The sequence below is a fragment of the Pseudomonas sp. Pseusp15 genome (assembly GCF_059492165.1).
This window is the reverse complement of record NZ_CP168523.1, coordinates 4,022,814-4,044,258: the sequence shown is the minus strand read 5'-3', so window position 1 is coordinate 4,044,258 and position 21,445 is coordinate 4,022,814. Positions and strand designations below refer to the sequence as shown.

The window sequence follows — 21,445 nt, the reverse complement described above, 5'->3', positions numbered from 1 at the left end:
CTCATCAGTCGCCGTCGTTGGCGTTGAAGCCCAGTTGGATGCCCAGCGCCTTGGCCAGTTCGCCTTCGTGCAAGCGGTGGACAACGTTGAGGCTGTCATAGATGTCGTTCAGCTGCTGGCGACCGGCATCGTCGGTGAGCATGTCGGTCAGCGAGCGCTGGTTGCCGGCAAGCAGTTTCAGGGACGCTGCGTAGGCCGCGTCGATCTTGTCGGCCAACGGTTTTTGCTCGTTCGGCAGCAGACCGCGCAGGCCTTTGTTGTCGACACCCACCCAGACGGTTTGCGCAGCGCTCAGGCTTGCTTCCATGCCTTTGAGCGACGATTGGCTGCGCCAGGCATCGGCCTGGAATGGCTGTGGCGTACCCTTGCTCTGACGGCCCATCGGCGTGCCGAGTTTTTTCTTCAGGGTGTCCAGTGCAGTCACTTGCACACGCAGCAGATCGGCGATCGCTTCGTGTGAGTCGGCGTAGCGCTGGTTGGGGAATTTGCTCATCTGCGCGAGCATGCCGTCGTTGGTGTTCCAGCGCGACAGGATCTCTTCGGCCAGTTGCTTCTGACGCTCGCCAATGGCGGTCAGCAGCGGGCAGTATTTGGCTTTCTGAGCGCTGTCGGCCATGTCGATCTTGCTGTCGAACAGGATGTATTCATAAGCCGAGAGGCCTTGCACCACGACGCTGGACTTGGCCAGGGCGGCAGCATCGATCTGCGGCTGCGCAGTGACCAGTTGCTCGACTTGACGGCCGACGAGGTTTTTCTTGTCCGGCCAGAACTGCACCTGCCACGAACGGTTGCCTTCGGCCAGCGGCCCGATCAGCAGCGGTTGCAACTCGGCCCAGGCTTTTTGCGCGTGCAGGAAGTCGGCGCGAGCGGTGTCCAGGGTTTCCTTGCCTTGGCAGAACGCCAGGGCGCTGACCGCCAATTGCCGGTCGGCTTCCACCCAACGACTGTAGCTCGGCAGGATCACTTGCTTGGCGATGGCCGCCGAGGTGACCGCTTGCGGATCCTGGGGCGAACAGGCGCCCAGGGCGAGGGCGGCAAGGCTGGTGAACAACAATTTGGGACGGAACATGTCGGGCTCCCGCTGAAGGAATACGTATTAAAGGGAATTCAAAAACGCCAGCAACGCCGCGCGCTGCTCGGCGTTGAAAGACAAAACCTGTTGTTGCGCCGCTTTTGCCTCGCCGCCATGCCAGAGCACGGCTTCGAGCAGGTTGCGGGCGCGGCCGTCGTGCAAAAACTGGGTGTGTCCGCTGACCGTCTGCGTCAGGCCGATGCCCCACAACGGCGGCGTACGCCAGTCGCGGCCACTGGCCTGGAACTCGGTGCGGTTGTCGGCCAGACCGTCGCCCATGTCGTGCAGCAGCAGATCGCTGTAAGGGCGAATCACTTGATTGGCCAATTCAGGTTCCGCGGCGTTGGCGGCGGTGGTGTATTGAGGGGTGTGACAGGACTGGCATCCGGCCTGGAAAAACAGATTCTTGCCGGCCAGCACCTCAGGTGCGCCAACATCGCGACGGGCCGGCACGGCGAGGTTACGGCTGTAGAACAGCACCAGACGCAAAATGTTGTCGCTGACTTCCGGCTCGCCATCGGGGCCATTGCCGTTGGGCGCCTGTTTGCAAGCAGTTTGGGCGTCGGTGCAGTCATCAATGGGTTTCAGGCTGGTCGTGAGGCCCATATCACCAGAGAACGCATGAACATTCTGCTGATTGAGGTTCGGTTGCCCGGCTTTCCAGCCAAATCGTCCGAGAACAGTCTTCTGCTGCGCGTCGTCCCAGACCCGGTTCGGTCGTCCGGCGATGCCGTTTCTCTCCCGGGCCTGAGCCTCGGCGTTGGCCAGGATGGCCTCGTCGGGAATCGCTTCAAGCAAGCCCAGGCCAATCATCGGCGGTGCGATGCGCGCCGAGAAACGTGTGTCCGGGTGCATCGGGCCGTAGCCGAGTTGGGTCATCTGCAAGATTGGTTTACGCAACTCGATTTCGCTGCCGTCCTTGAAGCGTACCGGGACCGGCGTGTAATCGACACGCACCTTGCCTTCCGGGGCGACGCCGGGCACTGCCATGTCCTGGAACTGGCCGCCGTAGACCGGCTCCGGCACCACGCCCAGTTGTTCGATGACCTTGGCGTAGGCGGGGGCATTGGGGATCGACAGGCGTACCAGCATCGACACCGCATTCGGCGCATCGGGCGTTGGCGGATGACCGCGCCCGTCCTTGATGTGGCAGTTCTGGCAGGCGTTGGTATTGAACAACGGGCCGAGGCCATCGCGGGCGGTGGTGGTCGACGGCGCGATCACCCAGGGGCTGCGAAAGAAGCTATTACCGACGCTGAAGTCGACGCGTCGTGACGGCGCCAGATTGGCGGAGGGCAAGGAGAATGCGTTCTTATCGGTCTTGCGCACTGTTGCGCTGCCACCGGACCGGGCTTCACCAGGTTCGGCCTGGGTAAAACGCGGGGCGTCATCGCAGGCACTCAGGCCCAGGGCCAGCAACAGTGCAGACAAGCGAAGAGGCAGCGTGGGCATCGGACATCCTGCAAGACGAGCAAAACAAGGGCGCAAAGTCTAACAGGGCAGGGGAGTTTGAATAAGAGGAATTATCGTTTGGTTGATGTGAGGCAGGGTTTGATGTCAGACCGCGTCGCCCCCATCGCGGGCAAGCCACGCTCCCACAGGGTTTTGCGCTGACCCCGTGGGAGCGTGGCTTGCCCGCGATGAGGTCATCAGCATCACCCAAAAGACAGGCATGAAAAAGGCGACCCGAAGGTCGCCTTTGTATTCGCTCAGCCAGCGTTGATCAGAACTCGTGATCAGCGTTGTCCGGGTTCAGGTCGCTGATGCCCAGTTTGCCGGCGGCAGCTTCGATCGAACCGGTCTGCTTGACCAGAGAGGCAATGGCGTCGCGCACGATCTGATTGCCAGCGGTGTTGCCGGCAGCGATCAGTTGGTCGTAGTGCTCACCCTTGTTGGCGTGGTCGACCATGATCTGGATCTTGGCTTCGGTCGCAGCCAGGTCGGCTTTCAGCGCGGCATCGGCAGCCGGGTCGGCCTTGGCCACCAGGGACGACAGGCTGGCGCCGGTCATTTTGGTGCCGTCGACACGGGTGTATTCGCCCAGGTACACGTTACGAATGCCTTTGGCATCGTAGAAGTGCGAGTTGTGGGTGTTGTCGCTGAAGCAATCCTGTTCGTCTTCCGGGGAGTTGGCTTCCAGGGAAACCTTCATGCGCTCGCCCGCCAGTTCGCCCAAGGACAGGCTGCCCATGCCGAACAGCATTTTGCGCAGACCGGATTCAGCCGGTTCCGCTTCCAGGGTGGCGCGGTAGTTGTCGGCCACGTTCGGCTTCCAGTTACCGACCATTTCTTCCAGGTCGTTGACCAGCAGTTGGGTCACGGATTTCAGGTAAGCGCGACGACGATCATTGTGACCGCCGGTAGCGCCTTTGCCTTCCAGGTAGTCGGAGGCTGGGCGGTTGCCGGCGCCAGGGCCGGTGCCGTTCAAGTCCTGGCCCCAGAGCAGGAACTCGATGGCGTGGTAGCCGGTGGCGACGTTGGCCTCGGAACCGCCCAGCTCGTTCAGGCTGGCGAGTTTTTCCGGGGTGATGTCTTTCACGTCGACCTTGTCTTCGCCAATCTGAATCTGGGTGTTGGCGATGATGTTGGCGGTGGCGCCCGGGTTACCCAGTGCGTGTTCGTAGGATTTGTCGACGTAGTCGATCAGGCCTTCGTCCAGTGGCCAGGAGTTCACCTGGCCTTCCCAGTCGTCGATGATGGTGTTGCCGAAGCGGAACACTTCGCTTTGCAGGTAAGGCACGCGGGCCGCGACCCAGGCAGCCCGGGCGGCTTTGAGGGTGTCGGCGTCCGGCTTGGCGAGGAACGCGTCGACGGCGGTTTGCAGGGTTTTCGCGGTGGATTCGGCATCGCTGTAAACGGCAAAGACCATGTCGGCGTAATGTGCGACCACAGCCTTGGCGGCGGCTTCATCGACTTTAGCGGTGGTAGCAGGCGCAGCTGTGCTGGCGGCCGGGGTCGGCGCTTGTTGAGCGGCAGCCTTGTCTTTGCCTTCGCCGCAACCGGCGAGGGAAATAGCGATGGCCAGCAGACTGGCGGTGGCCAGAGGCATACGAATCATGGCGAACATCCTGCTTCGGTGATGGAGTGGGCGCGCACGGGCGGCGCGCAAAAGTGCGACATAATGCAAATCTTTCGCATTACCTGTAAAGGGTTACGCCTGCAAATATTTCTTATTCACGCAGATCAAAAGATCGCCGTTGTTTCAGAGGATGGCCGCGTTACTGCGCTGGGCCTGCTTGAGGTAGACGCTCAATTCCCGCGCCGGCAGCGGTTTGCTGTAGTGATAACCCTGACCTTCGTGGCAGCCTTCGGAGATGATGTAGGCCTCTTGCTCGGCGGTTTCCACGCCTTCGGCAATCACCTGCATGCCCAGGCTTTTGCCCAGCTGGATGATGGCCCGGACGATGGTCGCATCGTCGTCGTCATCGAGCAGGTCCTGAACGAAGCTCTTGTCGATCTTGATCTTGTCCAGCGGCAGGCTTTTCAGATAACTCAATGACGAATAACCGGTGCCGAAGTCGTCGATGGCGATCAGCGCGCCGGAGCGACGCAGGCTCAGCAAGTGCTGGGCGGCGGTGCTGATGTCTTCCATCAGGCCGGTTTCGGTGACTTCCAGCTCCAGGCTGCGCGGTGGCAGGCGGTAGATCTGCAGCAGGTTATTGACCACCCGCGGCAACTCGGCGTGGTGCAATTGCACGGTGGACAGGTTCACCGCCATGCGCAGGTCGACGAAGCCCTGATCGTGCCACTCGCGCAGTTGTTTGCAGGCCTGGTCCAGCACCCATTCGCCGATGGCGATGATGGTGCCGTTCTGTTCGGCCAGCGGAATGAACAGGTCCGGCGGCACCAGCCCATGCTCGGGATGCTGCCAGCGAATCAACGCCTCGACACCTACCACGCGATGATCGCGGTAGCTGATCTGCGGCTGGTAGACGAGGTAGAACTGGTCACGGATCAAGGCGTCGCGCAGATCTTTTTCCAGCTCGCGACGCCGACGCATTTCCGTGTCGACGCTGGCGATATAGAACTGATAGCGGTTGCGCGAGCGCGTCTTGGCCAGGGTCATGGTCTGCTCGGCTTTTTGCAGCAGCTTCTCGGTGCTGTCACCGTCCTCGGGGAACAGGGTGATGCCGATGGTGGCGCGCAGGCGGATTTCCTGATGATCGAGGGCGAACGCCGCTTCCAGATCATCGAGAATGCTTTGGGCCAGTTCGGCGGCTTCGTAGGGTTGTTCGATGTCGGCCTGGACCAGCGCGAACTGGTCGCCACCCAAGCGGGCGAGGGCGCCAAGGCGGCCGCTGTGAGCCCGCAGGCGATCGGCCAGGGCCAGCAGCAACTGGTCGCCGGTCTGGTAGCTGAACTGTTCGTTGACGCCTTTGAAGTCATCGAGCCCGACACACAACACCGCGACCCGACGCTGCAATTTGCCGGCGTCGACAAGGATCTTGTCCAGCTGTTGCTGCAATTGCTGGCGGTTCGGCAGACCGGTGAGAAAATCGTACTGGGCCATGCGTAACAGGCTGTTTTCTGCTTCGTGGCGCAGGTGAGTGTTGCGCTCAATGGATTCGAGCAGCTGGTTGGCAGTGTTGATCCAGACCCCCAGCTCGTTTCTTTCATGGCCCTTGAGCTGCGGAATCTTGTGGGCGCTGGGGCGGTCCGGGTTGATCTCAGTCAGATGTTCGATGATCCGCGACAATGGTTTGGTCAGCAGCCAGTGGTAAACCAGATACAACACCAGGCTCATGGCCAGGGCGCGCAAGACGCCAGAGATGAAGATGATCACCGAACTGACGATGAAGCTCTGGCCGTAGGTGGCGGTGTCGAGGGTAATGCTCAGGTCGCCGTAGTACTCGCTGTAGGGACCGCGACCCACCAGTTGGGTGGTGAACGTGCGTTCCTGGCCGAGGATCAGGTCAGTCAGCCAGCGGCTGTGGGACTGCTGAAGCTCGCGGGATTTTTGCGCGAGCATGGCTTCGTGGGGGTGGCCGATGGAGGCCATGCGCACGGCGTCATCCTGGAACAGGCCTTCGATCACCTGCATGCCCATTTCCCGATCCAGGCTGTAGACCGCCTGAGTGGAGGGATCGCGGAACATGTCGAGGATGCGCTGGGCATCGTTGGCAACCGCCTGACGTGTTTTATAGGCATCGAAAACAATCTGTGCGCAGCTCAAGACCACGCCGACGATCAATGCCGACAGGAGCACGACCCGGAGTAACTTCACCGACAAGCTGTTCTTGAGTTCCAGCTTCAAAGGGTTATTCCTTGTTCCGTGCGGGTAGCGTCAAGTTGCCATGAGTATTGGCAATCCCGTGATGGCAGTCAAAGGGACAATCCAACCCGGGGGATATTGCCGGTAGCTTGGCCGATATGCTGCTGTTTGGAGTATTTGCCCTATTAACACTGTGTCGGTTGCCGGGGCCCTCAACTTGAGGCGGTTGAGGCAATTTTTCCTAGTGTTGATGTTAGACCGCTGTACTGCGGGGGCAAGAGGGCGAATGCGGCGCGCGTTGTGGGAAAGCACGCCTTACGTACGGATTTTCGATGGCATAAAAAAACCCGGCATAAAAGCCGGGTTTTTTGACTGGCGCGAAGCTTAAGCGGTGAAGGTTTTGCCTTCGAACTGCTCAGCCACGAATTTCCAGTTGACCAGGTTCCAGAACGCTTCGACGTACTTCGGACGAAGGTTGCGGTAGTCGATGTAGTAAGCGTGTTCCCAGACGTCGCAGGTCAGCAGCGGGGTATCGCCGCTGGTCAGCGGGTTGCCGGCGCCGATGGTGCTGGCCAGGGCCAGGGAACCGTCAGCCTTTTTCACCAGCCAGCCCCAACCGGAACCGAAGGTGCCGATGGAGGTTTTGCTGAACTCTTCCTTGAACTTGTCGAACGAACCGAAAGCAGCGTTGATGGCATCAGCCAGAGCGCCGGTTGGTTGACCGCCGGCGTTTGGCGCCAGGCAGTTCCAGTAGAAAGTGTGGTTCCAGACCTGAGCGGCGTTGTTGAAGATACCGCCCGAGGAAGTCTTGACGATTTCTTCCAGGGTCTTGCCTTCGAACTCGGTGCCTGGCACCAGGTTGTTCAGGTTCACGACATAGGTGTTGTGGTGCTTGTCGTGGTGGTATTGCAGAGTTTCCTCTGAAATGTGCGGCTGCAGGGCATTGTGCGCGTAAGGCAGCGGCGGCAATTCGAAAGCCATGATGATTCTCCTAATCAGGTCAGTTGCGGTGAGCGCAAGGCCGATCACGGGCGGCCAGACATGCGCCGGGGAGTTTGTACTCTTTGCGGCGCAGGGATCGGATCATAGCACCGGGGGTGCGGCATAACCACGCAACAACTGTGTGGAATAGAGGTTCCAGAGCCTTTTGGAATAAATCATGAAGCGATGATCAACTGGAACGCTACAGCGAACATCATCACGGCCACCAACAGGTCGAGGATTCGCCAGGTGCTCGGCCGCGCCAACCACGGCGCCAGCCACGCTGCGCCAAGGGCCAGGGTAAAAAACCACAGCAACGATGCACTGGCCGCACCCACGACATAAGCACCGGGCTCGGTTTGTTGTGCGCCAAGGGAGCCGATCAGCAACACGGTGTCCAGGTAGACGTGCGGGTTGAGCAGGGTCACCGCCAAAGCGCTGAGCAGTACCGCCCGCAATGAGCGCACGGTCTGGTTCTCGCCTTGTTGCAGGCTTTGTTTCGAGCACGCCCGACGCAGGGCCAGGCTGCCATACCACAGCAGAAACGCCGCGCCCCCCCAACGAGCGATGGCCAACAGAGTCGGGTTCTGCGCCAGCAACGTCGCCAGGCCGAACACCCCGGCGGCTACCAGCAACGCATCGCAGGTTACGCAGAGCGCCGCCACCGGCAGGTGATGTTCACGTCGAAGGCTCTGCGCCAACACAAACGCATTCTGAGTGCCGATCGCCATGATCAGCCCGGCGGCCACCAACAGGCCGTTCACATAGCTTTGCCACATAAGATTTTTACTCCGCGTTGGCCGCCAGATCCCGCAGTACCTGCAGGGCGCGTTCGGCATCGGCCTGGCCGACGAACAAATGGTCGTGGTAGTAGCCGGCAATCACGTTGCAACTGATGCCGGCCTGGCCCAGTGCCGTGGCGAACGCGGCGGTCAGGCCGACGGCTTCAAGGGCTGAGTGCACGTTCAAGGTGATCCAGGCAGCGATGTAGTCGAAGCTGAAACCGGCCTTCTCGGCGTGGGAACGTTGCAGAATCACCGTCAGCCCTTCCTGTTCGCGGAAGTTGCCGACAATCTCAAGGCCTGCGGGCAGCTTGCCGTCAGGCAACGTGCAGAACACGTATTCGCCGTCGTTGAGTTGCGGGCTCATGCTGCGCAGCAGGGTTGCCAAAGAGGTTTCGCCAGCCATGTCGGTGATCCTTGTTCAAGAGTTCTTGCTGGCCATTCTCCGGTGGGAAGTTGTATAAGAAAAACCAATAGTGCTGATCGCTCATTAGGAAAACTGATGTTCGACTACAAATTACTGTCCGCCCTCGCCGCCGTGATCGAGCAGGCCGGATTCGAACGCGCCGCGCAGGTCTTGGGCTTGTCCCAATCGGCCATCTCCCAGCGCATCAAACTGCTCGAGGCGCGGGTCGGCCAACCGGTGCTGGTGCGGGTCACGCCACCGGCTCCGACGGAGATTGGCCGGCGATTGCTCAACCATGTGCAGCAGGTGCGATTGCTGGAGCGCGATCTGCAAAGCCTGGTGCCGGCGCTGGACGAAGAAGGCCTGCCGGAACGCCTGCGCATCGCGCTGAACGCTGACAGCCTGGCCACCTGGTGGGCTGCGGCGGTGGGGGATTTTTGCGCGCAGGAGCATCTGTTGCTCGACCTGGTGGTGGAAGACCAGACCGTCGGCCTCAAACGCATGCGCGCAGGCGAAGTGGCGGGGTGTCTGTGCGCCAGTGAGCGGCCGGTGGCCGGTGCGCGCAGTGTGCTGTTGGGGGCGATGCGCTACCGTGCGTTGGCCAGCCCTGCATTCATTGCCCGGCATTTTCCCCAAGGTGTGCGCGCCGATCAGTTGGCCAGAACCCCGGCGCTGGTATTTGGCCCGGACGATTTCCTGCAGCATCGTTACCTCGCGTCAGTCGGCGTGAATGGCGGTTTCGAACACCATTTATGCCCGTCTTCCGAAGGTTTTCTTCGTCTCACGGAAGCAGGGCTTGGCTGGGGCCTGGTGCCTGAATTGCAGGTGCGCGAGCAACTGGCGCGCGGCCAATTGGTGGAGCTTTTGCCAGATAAGCCGATCGATGTGCCGCTGTACTGGCATCATTGGCGCAATGGCGGTCAGCTGTTGGGGTTACTCACCGATCAATTGGTGCGCTCGTCGAAGCAATGGCTGGTGCCGTTGGACTGACGGCTGGCGTCAAGACCTCACGCCCTATGCAAAACGTAAAACGCAAAACGAAATATTCGGAGCAATACATGAAGATTCTGGTCACCGGCGCAAGCGGCTTCATTGGCGGGCGCTTTGCGCGTTTCGCCCTGGAGCAGGGCCTGGATGTGCGGGTCAACGGTCGCCGGGCCGAGAGCGTCGAGCATCTGGTGCGCCGTGGTGCCGAGTTCATCCAGGGCGACTTGAGCGACCCGCAACTGGCGCGCGACCTGTGTTCCGACGTCGAAGCCGTGGTCCATTGCGCCGGCGCTGTCGGTTTGTGGGGGCGCTATCAGGATTTCCATCAAGGCAACGTCGAGGTCACCGAGAACGTGGTCGAGGCCTGCCTGAAACAACGGGTGCGGCGCCTGGTGCACTTGTCGTCGCCATCGATTTACTTCGATGGCCGCGATCACCTGGGGTTGACCGAAGACCAGGTGCCCAAGCGCTTCAAGCATCCTTACGCCGCAACCAAATACCTGGCCGAGCAAAAAGTTTTCGGTGCGCAGGAGTTCGGCCTCGAAACCCTGGCCTTGCGCCCGCGCTTCGTGACGGGCGCAGGCGACATGAGCATTTTCCCCAGGTTGCTGAAGATGCAGCGCAAAGGGCGGTTGGCGATTATCGGCAATGGCCTGAACAAGGTTGACTTCACCAGTGTGCAAAACCTCAATGAGGCGTTGTTCAGTAGCTTGCTGGCCAGCGGTTCGGCCTTGGGCAAGGCCTACAACATCAGCAACGGAGCGCCGGTGCCGTTGTGGGATGTGGTCAATTACGTGATGCGCAATATGGATGTGCCACAGGTGACCCGTTACCGTTCCTACGGCTTGGCCTACAGCCTTGCCGCGCTCAACGAGGGTGTTTGCAAGCTGTGGCCGGGTCGTCCCGAGCCGACCCTGTCGCGGCTGGGCATGCAGGTAATGAACAAAAATTTCACCCTGGACATCAGTCGCGCCCGGCATTATCTGGATTACGATCCGAAAGTCAGTCTCTGGACCGCCCTCGATGAATTTTGCGCCTGGTGGAAGGCTCAGGACATTCGCTGACACACAAGGGCCGGCCCTCACTGAACCGAGTTCGGGGTTCAGGGTCAACCGGTGCGGCAGCGAGGGTTATACTTCGCCGCATCAAGCCATCATCGCGTTTTACAAAGGTTGACTCAATGTCCATGCGTAACGATGCCAACGACGACTTCGACGATGTACCGAGCCTGCGTGCCGACAGCCTCGACGACGATGATTTTCCGACCACCGCGCGCACTTCCGTGCATTCGCGCACCACACCGGTAGTCAAGGTCAAAGGCCCGAGCACCGGCCCGCTGTGGGCGTTGGTCGGTGCGTTGTTCTTTGCCTTCGCTGGCCTTGCCTGGTGGAGTTTCCAGCAGATATCGCTGATGGAACAACAACTGGTGGCGACCCAGGAAAGTTTCGCCCGTATCAGTGAGGAAGCGGCGGGGCGCTTGCAGGACATTTCCGGCAAGGTCGTGGCCAGCCAGTCCACGGTCAACACCGGCAGTGAAGCGTTGAAGCTGCAGATCAAACAACTGGAAGGCAAGCTCCAGGACCAGAGCAAACAGCTGGAAAGCAAACTCCAGGATCAGAGTAAACAGCAGCAAGGCGTGCTCGGCCAGACCTCCGATCTGGACAAGCGCCTGGCGCAAATGACCACGCAGGCCAGCGAACAACAAGCCGCCAATGCTCAGTTGCAGGCCCAGGTCAAAGCCTTGAGCGGCGAGCTGGCCGCGTTGAAGAGCGCACCGGCCGATACCAGCAAAGTCGACGCCCAACTCAAAAGCCTTGGCGCCGATATCGCTGCGCTGAAGCGGCAAGGTAACCCGAGCGCCGCCGTCGAGCGTCTGGAGCAAGACATGATCGTGCTCAAAAGCCAACAGGACAACCGCCCGGCCGCGGCGCAAGGTGGCAACAATACCGCCGAGTTCGACGCCTTCCGTGGCCAGGTCACCCGCAACATCAACACCCTGCAGGCGCAGATCCAGAACCTGCAACAACAGCTGCACGCCCGGCCTCAATAGCCCGATGCAGTGATGTTGTGTGGAGTGGGCCTGTGGAGTGGGACTTTTGTGGCGAGGGAGCTTGCTCCCGCTCGACTGCGCAGCAGTCGCAAATCAGGCACCGCAGGTTATCTGAATAGCGGTGGTGAATGGGTTTGGGGCGGCTGCGCCACCCAACGGGAGCAAGCTCCCTCGCCACAGAAAGCAACACAACGCCTGGTCGTTAGTGGTGTCCGGGCTGACGTCTTCGCGGGCAAGCCTCGGTCTTTCTAGCGAACCTTGTCTTCCCGCCCGCGCAACACCCTGTTCGGCATGGCAATCGCCGCCGCCAGCCCCAGCAGCGACACCGCCGCGCTGACCATCAGCAAATGCCTGAAGGTCAGCAGCAGCTCGGCGCGCAAGGCGTTTTGCGCATCCCCCGGCGCGGCGTTCAAACCATCGAGCAAGACATTCCCCGAACGACCCTCGGCAATCAGCGACGAGCCGGCCAGGTGCGCGAAACTGGAATCCTGCAACAACGCCAGCAACAGTGCCGACATCAACGCCACGCCCACTGCGCCGCCCAGAGCGCGGAACAGATTGGTGGTGCTGGTGGCAACGCCAATGTCCCGTTGATCCACCGAGTTTTGCGTGCCCACCAACGACGTCGGGAACTGCATGCCGCCAGCGATTCCGCAGAGCAACATGAACAGGCTGCTCAGCACAAATGCCTGCGGCGCACTGAACGCCATGCCGAGAATCGCCAACGGCATGAGCAACGCGCCGGTCAGGATCATCGGTTTGTAACGACCGGTCACCGAGGTCCGGCGCCCGGCAAAATAGGCGCCTATCGGCAAGCCCATGGCCAGCGGCAACAGGTGCAGTGCCGCGCTGTCGGCCCCGGCGCCGGTGACGCTCTGGAAGCGCAGCGGCATCAGCACGATCAGGGAAATCGCCTGGAAACTGGTGAAGAAAATCGTGCACCAGCAAAGGATCGCATTGCGGTTGGCGAACAAATGCATCGGCAGCAACGGTTCCCGCGCCCGCCGTTCATGCCAGACGAACACCGCCAGCACCGCCACCGCACAACCGAGCAAACCCGCCACTTCGGGGCTGCGCCACGAATGCCCCTGGCCAACCTGAGTGATGCCCAGCAACAACGCCGTCAGGCCAATGATCATCAGCAACGTACCGAGGTAGTCGATGATCGGCTTGCGCTGCGGCACCGGCAGCCCTACCAGCGTGCGATAAGCCACCCACCAGGCACCCAGGCCCAACGGCAGGTTGATCAGGAATACCCAGCGCCAGGACAGGTATTCGGTCATGTAGCCACCGAGTACCGGGCCGGCCACGCTGGCCACCGCGTACATGCTGCTGAAGTAGCCCTGATAGCGACCGCGTTCGCGCGGTGGAACGATGTCGCCGATGATCGCCTGGCTCACCGAAATCATACCGCCGGCGCCGATGCCTTGAAAGATCCGCGCCAGCACCAGTTGCTCCATGCTTTGCGCCATGCCGCAGAACAATGAAGCCAGGGTGAACAAGCCCATGCCGAACAGCATCAACCGGCGGCGGCCATACAGATCGCCGAGCTTGCCGTAGATCGGCACCGCCACGGTCATCGCCACCATGTAGCCGGAAATGACCCAGGCCAGCAGGCTGACGTCCTTGAACTGCGCGGAAATCGCCGGCATCGACACAGCGACGATGGTCTGGTCCAGCGCGCCCAGAAAGATCGCCAGCATCAGGGCGATCAGCACGCTGCGAATAGCCGGTTTGGGCGTTTCAGGCCGGTTGAGATTGGTCACGGTAAAACCTGCGGACAGTAATGGACCCGCAAGGAGCAAGGCGAGCGGGAGTGCTCGCCAGTGTAAGTCGATAGGAGCCTATTCGATAGCCTCGTACGGAAGGCCGACGTAGTTTTCCGCGATGGTTTTTCGGCCCGCCTCGGAGTCAACGAAATAGGCCAGTTCCGATTCGCTGATGCGCTGACTGAACGCGTCGTGCTCGTCGAAGCGATGCAACATCGAGGTCATCCACCAGGAAAACCGCTCGGCTTTCCACACCCGCCGCAGGCAGATTTCGGAATACTTCTCCAGCAAATCAACACGGCCTTCGCGGTAAACCTTCAGCAGAATATTGAACAACGTACTGACGTCGCTGGCCGCCAGGTTCAGGCCTTTGGCACCGGTGGGCGGGACGATGTGCGCGGCGTCGCCGACCAGGAACATCCGCCCGTACTGCATCGGCTCGACCACGAAACTGCGCAGCGGCGCGATGCTTTTCTCGATCGACGGGCCGGTCACCAGCACATCGGCGAGGGCCGCTGGCAGACGGGATTTGAGTTCGTCCCAGAAGCGTTGGTCGGACCAGTCATCGACCTGATCCTGGGCCGGTACCTGAAGGTAATAACGGGTGCGTGTCGGCGAACGCATGCTGCACAACGCAAAGCCCCGTTCATGCCGCGCATAGACCAACTCCTCGTGAACTGGCGGAGTGTCAGCGAGAATCCCCAGCCAGCCGAACGGATACACCCGCTCGAATACCTTCAGGCAGTCGGCAGGAATCGACTGTCGCGCCACGCCATGGAAACCGTCGCAACCGGCGATGTAGTCACAATCGAGTCGATACGTTTCGCCGTCCTTGTCGAAGGTCACATAGGGTTCAGCGCTTTTCATGCCGTGGGGGACGACGTTGCCGGCCGAATAAATTGTCTGCGCGCCAGTGTCCCGACGAGCGGCCATCAGGTCGCGGGTGACCTCGGTCTGGCCATACACCATCACGGTTTTGCCACCGGTCAATGTTTGCAGATCGATGTGTACCCGGCGCCCGTCCAGGGCCAGTTCGAAGCCGGTGTGGACCAGCCCTTCGGCGTCCATACGCTGGCCCACTCCGGCCTGACGCAACAGCTCTACCATGCCTTGTTCGAGGACACCGGCACGGATGCGTCCCAGCACATAGTCCGGGGTCTGGCGTTCGAGAATCAGGGTGTCGATGCCGGCGTTATGCAGCAATTGGCCGAGTAGCAAACCAGAGGGGCCGGCGCCGATGATGGCGATTTGGGTTTTTAGTGTTTTCATTGTTTTTATGACTCGCAAGCTCCACGCGACCAACGCCGGTGGATGATTTTTATGGATCGAGTGCTTGCATTTTTCACTTGCGGGTCCGTCAATTGAAGGTGAAAACTGAGCCGATACCTGTACATTCTGCCAATCGGTGCGATTATCGCCCCGTTACCTTCGAGGCCTGGATTGAAGTGATGAACAAGCCCGCCCTGCCATCGATTCCGGTGTTCAAACTCTACGGTGAAAGCCTGGATTGGCCGACCCCCGATTTGCTCCACTGTGAAACCATTTCAAAACGCAGCCGCGAACATCAATGGGAAATAAAACCCCATCGCCACGCTGATTTGTGTCAGTTGCTCTTCGTCTTCAAAGGTCAGGCAGAGCTTGAAATCGAAGGGAAACGCTCACAATTGGCTGAGCCGGCAATCATCATCCTGCCGCCGTTATCGGTGCATGGTTATCGGTTTTCCGAGGACGTCGAAGGATTCGTCGTCACCCTGGCCGCGCCGCTGGTCGCCCATCTTCAGGCGCAGTTGGGCAATTCGGTAAATGCCCTGGCCCAAGCCGAAAGCTACCCGGCGGGCAAGGACAGCGAGTACCTCAACAGCCTGTTTTCAGCGCTGCAAAGCGAATACACCGGCCATCAGCCGGCGCGGGAAATGCTCATGCATTCTCTGGTCAGCGTGATCATGGTGTGGGTCAGCCGCCAGGTGATCCAGCGCCGCGCTGCCAATCAGCGTCCGCAGCGTGCCCGGGAATACCTCAACGGTTTTATCCAGCTGGTGGAGGAGACCTATCGCCAGCACGTCAAGGTCGAGGACCTGGCCCATCGGCTGGGGATTTCCGTGTCCCACCTCAACGGCACGTGCCGTGAACTGGCGGGGCAACCGGCGTTGCAGATCATGCACGAGCGTCAGTTGCTGGAGGCCAAGCGCTTGCTGACCTACACCAGCATGACCATTTATGAAATGTCCGATGTGCTGGGGTTTTCCGATCCGACCAACTTCACACGCTTGTTCCGACGTCGGGTGGGGATCTCGCCCAAGGCTTTTCGCGACCGCTTGAAAGCCGATCAGGACGCTGCCGATCAGAAGAGCGAGACCTGACCCTCGCCACAAGGTGTTCGTCAGCGGAGGGCGTTGAGGCTTGCGCTGTGGGGGATGCAGCGCTCGAAGTTGCAGCTCGCGAAGTCATGGGGCACTTTGCGCAACTGTTCGACACGCCAGGCGGCTGTGCCATACAGCGCCAGCGTCGCCGCGCAGGTGATGAAAATGGCGAGGTATCTTCTTGTTTTGATGTTCATGGCGTTGACCTCTGAACGAATACCCTTGGGTACTGCTTTGAGCATAGGTCAGCGCCGGTGAGTTGCCATCAAAACCACCCCACATTCACTCCGGTTAAAGGCCCACATCCCATGCCGGTTCTTCGGGAAATCTGAGCACCAGAAAATCCAGCATGCTGCGCAACGCCACCGGCATGTGCTTGCGTGAGGCATACACCGCATAGATGTTCATCTGACGGGGCTCGGCCTGGGGCAGCAGGCGGATCAGTTCGCCGCTGTGGATATGCATGCCGGCCAGGTAACTGGGCAGCATCGCCACACCGGCCCCGGCCATCGCCGCGCGCAACAGCGTGCTGGCTTCGTTGGCGCTGATGTTGCCCTGTACCGGCACCGAGACCGGTTCGCCATCCTGCTCGAAATGCCAGAGGCTTTTGCCGAAGTAGGAGTGGGTCAGGCAATTGTGCAGGCTCAGGTCTTCGACCCGCTGCGGCGCCGGGTGCTCGCGCAGGTAAGCGGGGGAGGCGCAGATCACCGAGCGGCAGACCGTCAGCCGCCGGGCGATCAGGTTCGGGTCCAGGTCGTTGCTGGTGCGGATGGCCAGGTCGATGCGCTCATCCACCAGGTTTACCGTGCGGTCGAGCATTTGCAGATCGATGCTTACGCCGGGGTAACGTTTGACGTAGGCGGCCATGGCATCGGCCAGTTGCGCCTGGCCGAACGAGGTGCTGACGCTGATCCGCAGCAGGCCGCGCGGTGCGTCGTCCGGCTCGCTGACGGCGGCTTGCATGTCGCTGGATAAATCGAGCATCTGCCGGCACCGGGGCAGGATTTCACTGCCGGCGGCGGTCAGGCTCAATTTGCGCGTGGTGCGGTGCATCAGGCGTGCGCCGACCCAATCTTCCAGCTCCGCCAGATACCGTGAAACCACCGGCCGCGACAGGTCCAGGTGATCGGCGGCGGCCGATTGGCTGCCCAGGTCCACCACCGTGACGAACACCCGCATTGCTTGTAGACGATCCATGATTTGCCCGCTTTCAGAAACAAACTATGTTCAAGCATCGCATTTTTTGTATCGAACCAGGCAACTAAGCTCTGTCCCATCGCCAAGCACGGCATTCGGACAACGGAGCAACAGATGATCGGCTTCACTTCAATCAAACGCATTCTTCTGGCAACCGCCGCACTGGGCTTCGCGGCCCACGCCGCTGCGGCGTCGACCCTGACCCTGGACGTCTACAACCCGGGCACCAACGCGATCTTCCCAGTGACCTCGGTACTGGTCAGCGGCGAGAAGGAAGCGATTCTGGTGGACGCACAATTCGGCAAATCCCAGGCCGAACAAGTGGTGGAAAAAATCCGCGCCAGCGGCAAGCAACTGACCACCATCTACATCAGCCACGGTGACCCGGATTACTACTTCGGCCTCGACACCCTCACCCAGGCGTTCCCGAACGCCAAAGTGCTGGCCTCGCAACCGACCGTTGATCACATCAAGAAAACCGTCGACGGCAAACTGGCGTTCTGGGGTCCGAAAATGGGCGCCGACGTGCCGAACAAAACCATCGTGCCGCACGTGCTCAAGGGCGACAGCCTGATGCTGGAAGGGCAGAAACTGCAGGTGCTCGGCCTGGATGGCAAGCAACCGGATCGCAGCTTTGTGTGGATTCCGTCGATCAAGGCAGTGGTCGGTGGTGTGGTTGTCGCCGAAAACATTCATGTGTGGATGGCTGATACCCAGACCGCGCAGTCCCATGCCGATTGGCTGACGACGCTGCACACGATCGAAGCCTTGAAGCCGAACACCATCGTGCCGGGTCACTACCTCGGTGAGAGCGCTCGCTCCCTGGCGGCTGTGCAGTTCACCGCTGATTACATCAAGGCGTTCGACGAAGAAACCGCCAAGGCGAAAGATTCAGCCGAACTGATCGGCGCGATGAAAAAACGCTACCCGACCCTGGGCGAAGAAAGCTCGTTGGAGCTGAGTGCCAAAGTCGCCAAGGGCGAGATGAAGTGGTAACCCGTCGGACCTGAAACTGAACAAGCCTTTGTGGCGAGGGAGCTTGCTCCCGCTGGAGTGCGAAGCGCTCCCTGCACTCCATCAGGCACACCGCATTTACAGGTTTTACGACTGCTTCGCAGCCGAGCGGGAGCAAGCTCCCTCGCCACAAAGGTTGTGCTGATTACACACACGCTATACATCACAGTTACATCAACTGGAGAACGTCATGAGCAAAATCGCAATCATCGGTGCCACCGGTCGTGCCGGTAGCCAACTGTTGGAAGAAGCCCTGCGTCGCGGTCACAGCGTCACCGCCATCGCCCGCGACACCTCTAAAATCGGCCAGCGTGCCGGTGTCGTCAGCAAAAACGTCGACGTGCTCGATGCTGCCGCTTTGCAAGCCGCCGTCGCTGGTCATGATGCAGTAATCAGTGCTGCACATTTCTCCACCATCCCCGCCAGCGCCGTCATCGAGCCGGTGAAGCAGGCCGGGGTCAAGCGTCTGCTGGTGGTGGGCGGTGCCGGTTCGCTGTTGCTGCCGGGCGGCACACGGGTGATCGACAGCGAAGGTTTTCCGCCGGAGTACAAGGCTGAGGCCAGCGCCGGTGCCGATTTCCTCAACACCTTGCGTCAGGAACAGAACCTGGACTGGACCTTCCTGTCGCCGTCGGCGGAGTTTGTCGAAGGTGAGCGTACGGGCACGTTTCGAGTCGGCAAGGATGACTTGCTGGTGAGTGCGCAGGGCCGCAGCTGGATTACCTTTGCCGATTACGCGATCGCGTTGCTGGATGAAGTGGAAACACCGAAGCATTCCCGCCAGCGGTTTACGGTCGGGTATTGAGTGATTGATCGTTCCCACGCTCTGCGTGGGAATGCCTCAACGGACGCTCCGCGTTCGGCTCCGGATGGGACGCGGAGCGTCCCGGGCTGCATTCCCACGCGGAGCGTGGGAACGATCATCGGGGGGGCGGTTACCGTGCCTGCGCCTGCTCCACCAACCACCCCATCAATTCGCGCAACTTCGGCGAAGGCGCAGGTTTTTCGGGGAACACCAGGTAATACGCCAATCCGGTTTTCACCTTCAAATCAAAGGGCATGACCAGCCGCCCGGCGCTCAGGTCATCGCCGATCAACGACCAATCGCCAATCGCCACGCCTGTCCCCTGGGACGCCATCGACATCGCCAGGTCCAGGGTTTCGAAGTGCTGGCCCTTGCCGACATTACTCAGATGAATATCCGCCGCTTTCAACCAGGCTTTCCAGTCCCGTTCATCCCGGGTCGGATGCAGCAACAAGTGTTGTTGCAGGTCTGCCGGTGTCTGCAAGGCCAGTGGCCCTTCAAGCATCGGCCGGGAACACACGGGCGTCAGTTGCTCATCGAACAAATGATGGGAGGCCAGTGAGCTCTCCGGCGGCGGGCCATACATCACCGCCGCGTCGAACTGTTCACGATGAAAGTCCACGCCGTGTTTCACCGTGGTGGTCAATTCCACCGGCACATCCGGGCGTTCCTTTTGCCACTGCAACAGGCGCGGCAACAGCCAGCGCATCACGCAGGTCGGCGCCTTGAGTTGCAAGGTTTCGCGCTTCTCGCCGATCTGCTCCACGGCCTCATCGATCAGGCCGAAAATCTGCTGCACCCGTGGCAACCACTCACGTCCTTCGGCGGTCAGGCTCAAGCCCCGCGCCTGGCGAATGAACAGTTCATAACCCAGATGATCTTCCAGCCCGGCGATCTGCCGGCTCACCGCGCCTTGGGTGATGTGCAGCTGTTCGGCGGCCCGGGTGAAGTTGCAGCACTGCGCGGTGATCAGAAAAGTGTGCAGCGCCGGCAGGGGAGGCAGTCGTTTCATTGGGATCCAAGGTATGACGTGAGGACATGGCTAGTATGACTTTTTATCCATTGTTGCGGCTATGTGTCGCCCGTTCCAATGAGGCCATTCCCGGGCCTGCCAATCCATCATAAACACTGCGCAGGCCCGGCGTCTCAAACGAACAAAAAGGGCAAACACATGGCGACGTGCGGCGAAGTATTGGTCAAGTTACTCGAAGATTACGGGGTCGAGCAGGTGTTCGGCATTCCCGGGGTGCATACCGTGGAGCTGTATCGTGGGCTGGCCCGTTCGAGCATCAACCACGTCACTCCACGTCATGAACAGGGCGCCGGGTTCATGGCCGACGGCTATGCTCGCACCAGCGGTAAGCCGGGCGTGTGCTTCATCATCACCGGCCCCGGCATGACCAACATCACCACCGCCATGGGCCAGGCTTACGCCGACTCGATCCCGATGCTGGTGATCTCCAGCGTGCAATCGCGCAGCCAATTGGGCGGCGGGCGCGGCAAGCTGCATGAGCTGCCGAACCAGAGCGCACTGGTCGGCGGCGTGGCGGCGTTCTCCCATACCTTGATGTCGGCGGCGGAATTGCCGGGCGTGTTGGCGCGGGCCTTCGCGCTGTTCCAGGCCGGGCGTCCGCGTCCGGTGCACATCGAAATCCCGTTGGACGTACTGGTCGAAGAGGCTGATGACCTGCTCGCCAGCGTGCCGGTGAACATCGACCGCGCCGGTGCTTCGCCCAGCGCGATCAGCCGCATGACCGACCTGCTGGCCGGTGCCAAACGCCCATTGATTCTCGCGGGTGGCGGCGCCATCGATGCGGCGGCCGAGCTGACTGAACTGGCCGAGCTGCTGGATGCGCCAGTGGCCCTGACCATCAATGCCAAAGGCATGCTCGAATCCAGCCACCCGCTGCTGATCGGTTCGACCCAAAGCCTGGTGGCCACCCGTGCGCTGGTGGCCGAGGCTGACGTGGTGCTGGCCATCGGCACCGAACTGGCCGAAACCGATTACGACATCACCTTCGCCGGCGGCTTCGAAATCCCGGGCGTGCTGCTGCGCGTGGACATCGACCCAGACCAGACCGTGCGTAATTACCCGCCGAAGGTGGCGTTGGTGGCCGACTCGCGCAATGCCGCCCAGGCCCTGCTGAGTGCGCTGTCCCACAAGTCGCTGGCCGAGCGCCGCAACGACTGGGGCCAGGTGCGCGCCGCTCGCTTGCGAGAAGAGCTCGCCGCGACCTGGGACGCCCCGACCCTGGCCCAGACCCGTTTCCTGGAAACCGTGCTGCACGAATTGCCGAACGCGGTGTTCGTCGGCGATTCGACCCAACCGGTGTACACCGGCAACCTGACCTTCAACCCGGAGCGTCCGCGTCGCTGGTTCAACTCGTCCACCGGTTACGGCACCCTCGGTTACGCCTTGCCGGCGGCGATTGGCGCCTGGCTCGGTGGCAGCGTCGAAGGCGGCACGCGCCCTCCGGTGGTGTGCCTGATCGGCGACGGCGGCCTGCAATTCACCTTGCCGGAACTGGCCAGTGCGGTGGAAGCGCGTACGCCGGTGATCGTGTTGCTGTGGAATAACCAGGGCTACGAAGAGATCAAGAAATACATGGTCAACCGCGCCATCGAGCCGGTGGGCGTGGACATCTATACCCCGGACTTTATCGGTGTGGCCAAGGCCCTGGGCTGTGCGGCCGAAGCGGTCAACAGTGTTGACAGCTTGCGTGATGCGTTGCGCCTGGCCACCGATCGTCAGGGCCCGACCCTGATTGAAATCGACCAGACCCAGTGGATGAAGGCGGTGTCGCAATGAG

General features: G+C 60.9%; 19 protein-coding genes. 7 read left to right on the top strand and 12 right to left on the bottom strand.

Translation table 11 applies throughout. The features are described 5' to 3' along the window. Nucleotides 1–4 precede the first annotated feature (4 nt). The 7 genes from ACEN8R_RS18405 to ACEN8R_RS18375 form a co-directional block, all read right to left on the bottom strand. Nucleotides 5–1,069, bottom strand: a complete 1,065-nt coding sequence (locus tag ACEN8R_RS18405; RefSeq protein WP_019651380.1) for an imelysin family protein — start codon at nt 1,067–1,069, stop codon at nt 5–7. Between the two features lie 27 nt (nt 1,070–1,096). After that, nucleotides 1,097–2,524: a di-heme oxidoreductase family protein gene (locus ACEN8R_RS18400; RefSeq protein WP_495624245.1), complete on the bottom strand. Its 1,428-nt coding sequence runs from the start codon at nt 2,522–2,524 to the stop codon at nt 1,097–1,099. A gap of 271 nt (nt 2,525–2,795) precedes the next feature. Then, nucleotides 2,796–4,130, bottom strand: a complete 1,335-nt coding sequence (locus ACEN8R_RS18395) for an imelysin family protein (RefSeq protein ID WP_018926576.1) — start codon at nt 4,128–4,130, stop codon at nt 2,796–2,798. 144 nt (nt 4,131–4,274) lie between these two features. Continuing rightward, on the bottom strand, nt 4,275–6,326 hold the full coding sequence (locus ACEN8R_RS18390) for a putative bifunctional diguanylate cyclase/phosphodiesterase (RefSeq protein WP_018926575.1): 2,052 nt from the start codon (nt 6,324–6,326) through the stop codon (nt 4,275–4,277). Between the two features lie 342 nt (nt 6,327–6,668). After that, complete coding sequence (locus tag ACEN8R_RS18385; protein ID WP_007938876.1) at nt 6,669–7,265, bottom strand: superoxide dismutase; 597 nt, start codon at nt 7,263–7,265, stop codon at nt 6,669–6,671. A gap of 176 nt (nt 7,266–7,441) precedes the next feature. Continuing rightward, a complete protein-coding gene (locus ACEN8R_RS18380; protein WP_018926574.1) occupies nt 7,442–8,044 on the bottom strand; it encodes a LysE/ArgO family amino acid transporter in 603 nt (200 codons plus the stop codon). Between the two features lie 7 nt (nt 8,045–8,051). Beyond that, nucleotides 8,052–8,453 (bottom strand): ACT domain-containing protein, encoded by a 402-nt coding sequence (locus ACEN8R_RS18375; protein WP_258613195.1) that lies wholly within the window; start codon nt 8,451–8,453, stop codon nt 8,052–8,054. Nucleotides 8,454–8,549: 96 nt separating this feature from the next. Here ACEN8R_RS18375 and ACEN8R_RS18370 point away from each other — a divergent pair, with 96 nt between their 5' ends. From ACEN8R_RS18370 to ACEN8R_RS18360, 3 genes are all read left to right on the top strand, one after another. Then, nucleotides 8,550–9,443: a LysR family transcriptional regulator ArgP gene (locus tag ACEN8R_RS18370; protein ID WP_018926572.1), complete on the top strand. Its 894-nt coding sequence runs from the start codon at nt 8,550–8,552 to the stop codon at nt 9,441–9,443. A gap of 68 nt (nt 9,444–9,511) precedes the next feature. After that, complete coding sequence (locus ACEN8R_RS18365; protein ID WP_018926571.1) at nt 9,512–10,504, top strand: NAD-dependent epimerase/dehydratase family protein; 993 nt, start codon at nt 9,512–9,514, stop codon at nt 10,502–10,504. Between the two features lie 116 nt (nt 10,505–10,620). Beyond that, nucleotides 10,621–11,490, top strand: a complete 870-nt coding sequence (locus tag ACEN8R_RS18360) for a hypothetical protein (RefSeq protein ID WP_018926570.1) — start codon at nt 10,621–10,623, stop codon at nt 11,488–11,490. A 248-nt stretch (nt 11,491–11,738) separates the two neighbouring features. On the opposite strand, the gene ACEN8R_RS18355 is transcribed toward ACEN8R_RS18360, so the two are convergent. Both ACEN8R_RS18355 and pobA read right to left on the bottom strand, forming a co-directional pair. Continuing rightward, nucleotides 11,739–13,256, bottom strand: coding sequence for an MDR family MFS transporter (locus ACEN8R_RS18355; protein WP_018926569.1), 1,518 nt, complete (start codon nt 13,254–13,256; stop codon nt 11,739–11,741). Nucleotides 13,257–13,334: 78 nt separating this feature from the next. Continuing rightward, nucleotides 13,335–14,528 carry a 4-hydroxybenzoate 3-monooxygenase gene (pobA, locus tag ACEN8R_RS18350; RefSeq protein WP_018926568.1) on the bottom strand — a complete coding sequence of 398 codons (1,194 nt, stop codon included), beginning with the start codon at nt 14,526–14,528 and terminating at the stop codon, nt 13,335–13,337. Between the two features lie 179 nt (nt 14,529–14,707). Between pobA and ACEN8R_RS18345 the strand changes: the two genes are divergently transcribed. Beyond that, nucleotides 14,708–15,619 carry a helix-turn-helix domain-containing protein gene (locus ACEN8R_RS18345; protein ID WP_018926567.1) on the top strand — a complete coding sequence of 304 codons (912 nt, stop codon included), beginning with the start codon at nt 14,708–14,710 and terminating at the stop codon, nt 15,617–15,619. 20 nt (nt 15,620–15,639) lie between these two features. On the opposite strand, the gene ACEN8R_RS18340 is transcribed toward ACEN8R_RS18345, so the two are convergent. Continuing rightward, nucleotides 15,640–15,816, bottom strand: coding sequence for a hypothetical protein (locus ACEN8R_RS18340; RefSeq protein WP_167331182.1), 177 nt, complete (start codon nt 15,814–15,816; stop codon nt 15,640–15,642). Between the two features lie 94 nt (nt 15,817–15,910). Continuing rightward, nucleotides 15,911–16,816, bottom strand: a complete 906-nt coding sequence (locus ACEN8R_RS18335) for a LysR family transcriptional regulator (protein WP_019581528.1) — start codon at nt 16,814–16,816, stop codon at nt 15,911–15,913. Nucleotides 16,817–16,930: 114 nt separating this feature from the next. Here ACEN8R_RS18335 and ACEN8R_RS18330 point away from each other — a divergent pair, with 114 nt between their 5' ends. Both ACEN8R_RS18330 and ACEN8R_RS18325 read left to right on the top strand, forming a co-directional pair. Continuing rightward, the gene (locus tag ACEN8R_RS18330) at nt 16,931–17,812 is read left to right on the top strand and encodes an MBL fold metallo-hydrolase (protein WP_477744536.1); all 882 of its coding nucleotides are present in this window, start codon (nt 16,931–16,933) and stop codon (nt 17,810–17,812) included. A gap of 208 nt (nt 17,813–18,020) precedes the next feature. Further along, entirely contained in the window at nt 18,021–18,635 is a 615-nt protein-coding gene (locus ACEN8R_RS18325) for an NAD(P)-dependent oxidoreductase (RefSeq protein WP_138866899.1), read from the top strand. Nucleotides 18,636–18,765: 130 nt separating this feature from the next. On the opposite strand, the gene ACEN8R_RS18320 is transcribed toward ACEN8R_RS18325, so the two are convergent. Beyond that, a complete protein-coding gene (locus tag ACEN8R_RS18320; RefSeq protein ID WP_018926562.1) occupies nt 18,766–19,647 on the bottom strand; it encodes a LysR substrate-binding domain-containing protein in 882 nt (293 codons plus the stop codon). Between the two features lie 159 nt (nt 19,648–19,806). On the opposite strand from ACEN8R_RS18320, the gene ACEN8R_RS18315 reads away from it, so the two are divergent. After that, nucleotides 19,807–21,444, top strand: coding sequence for a 5-guanidino-2-oxopentanoate decarboxylase (locus ACEN8R_RS18315; protein WP_258613200.1), 1,638 nt, complete (start codon nt 19,807–19,809; stop codon nt 21,442–21,444). Nucleotide 21,445 lies beyond the last annotated feature (1 nt).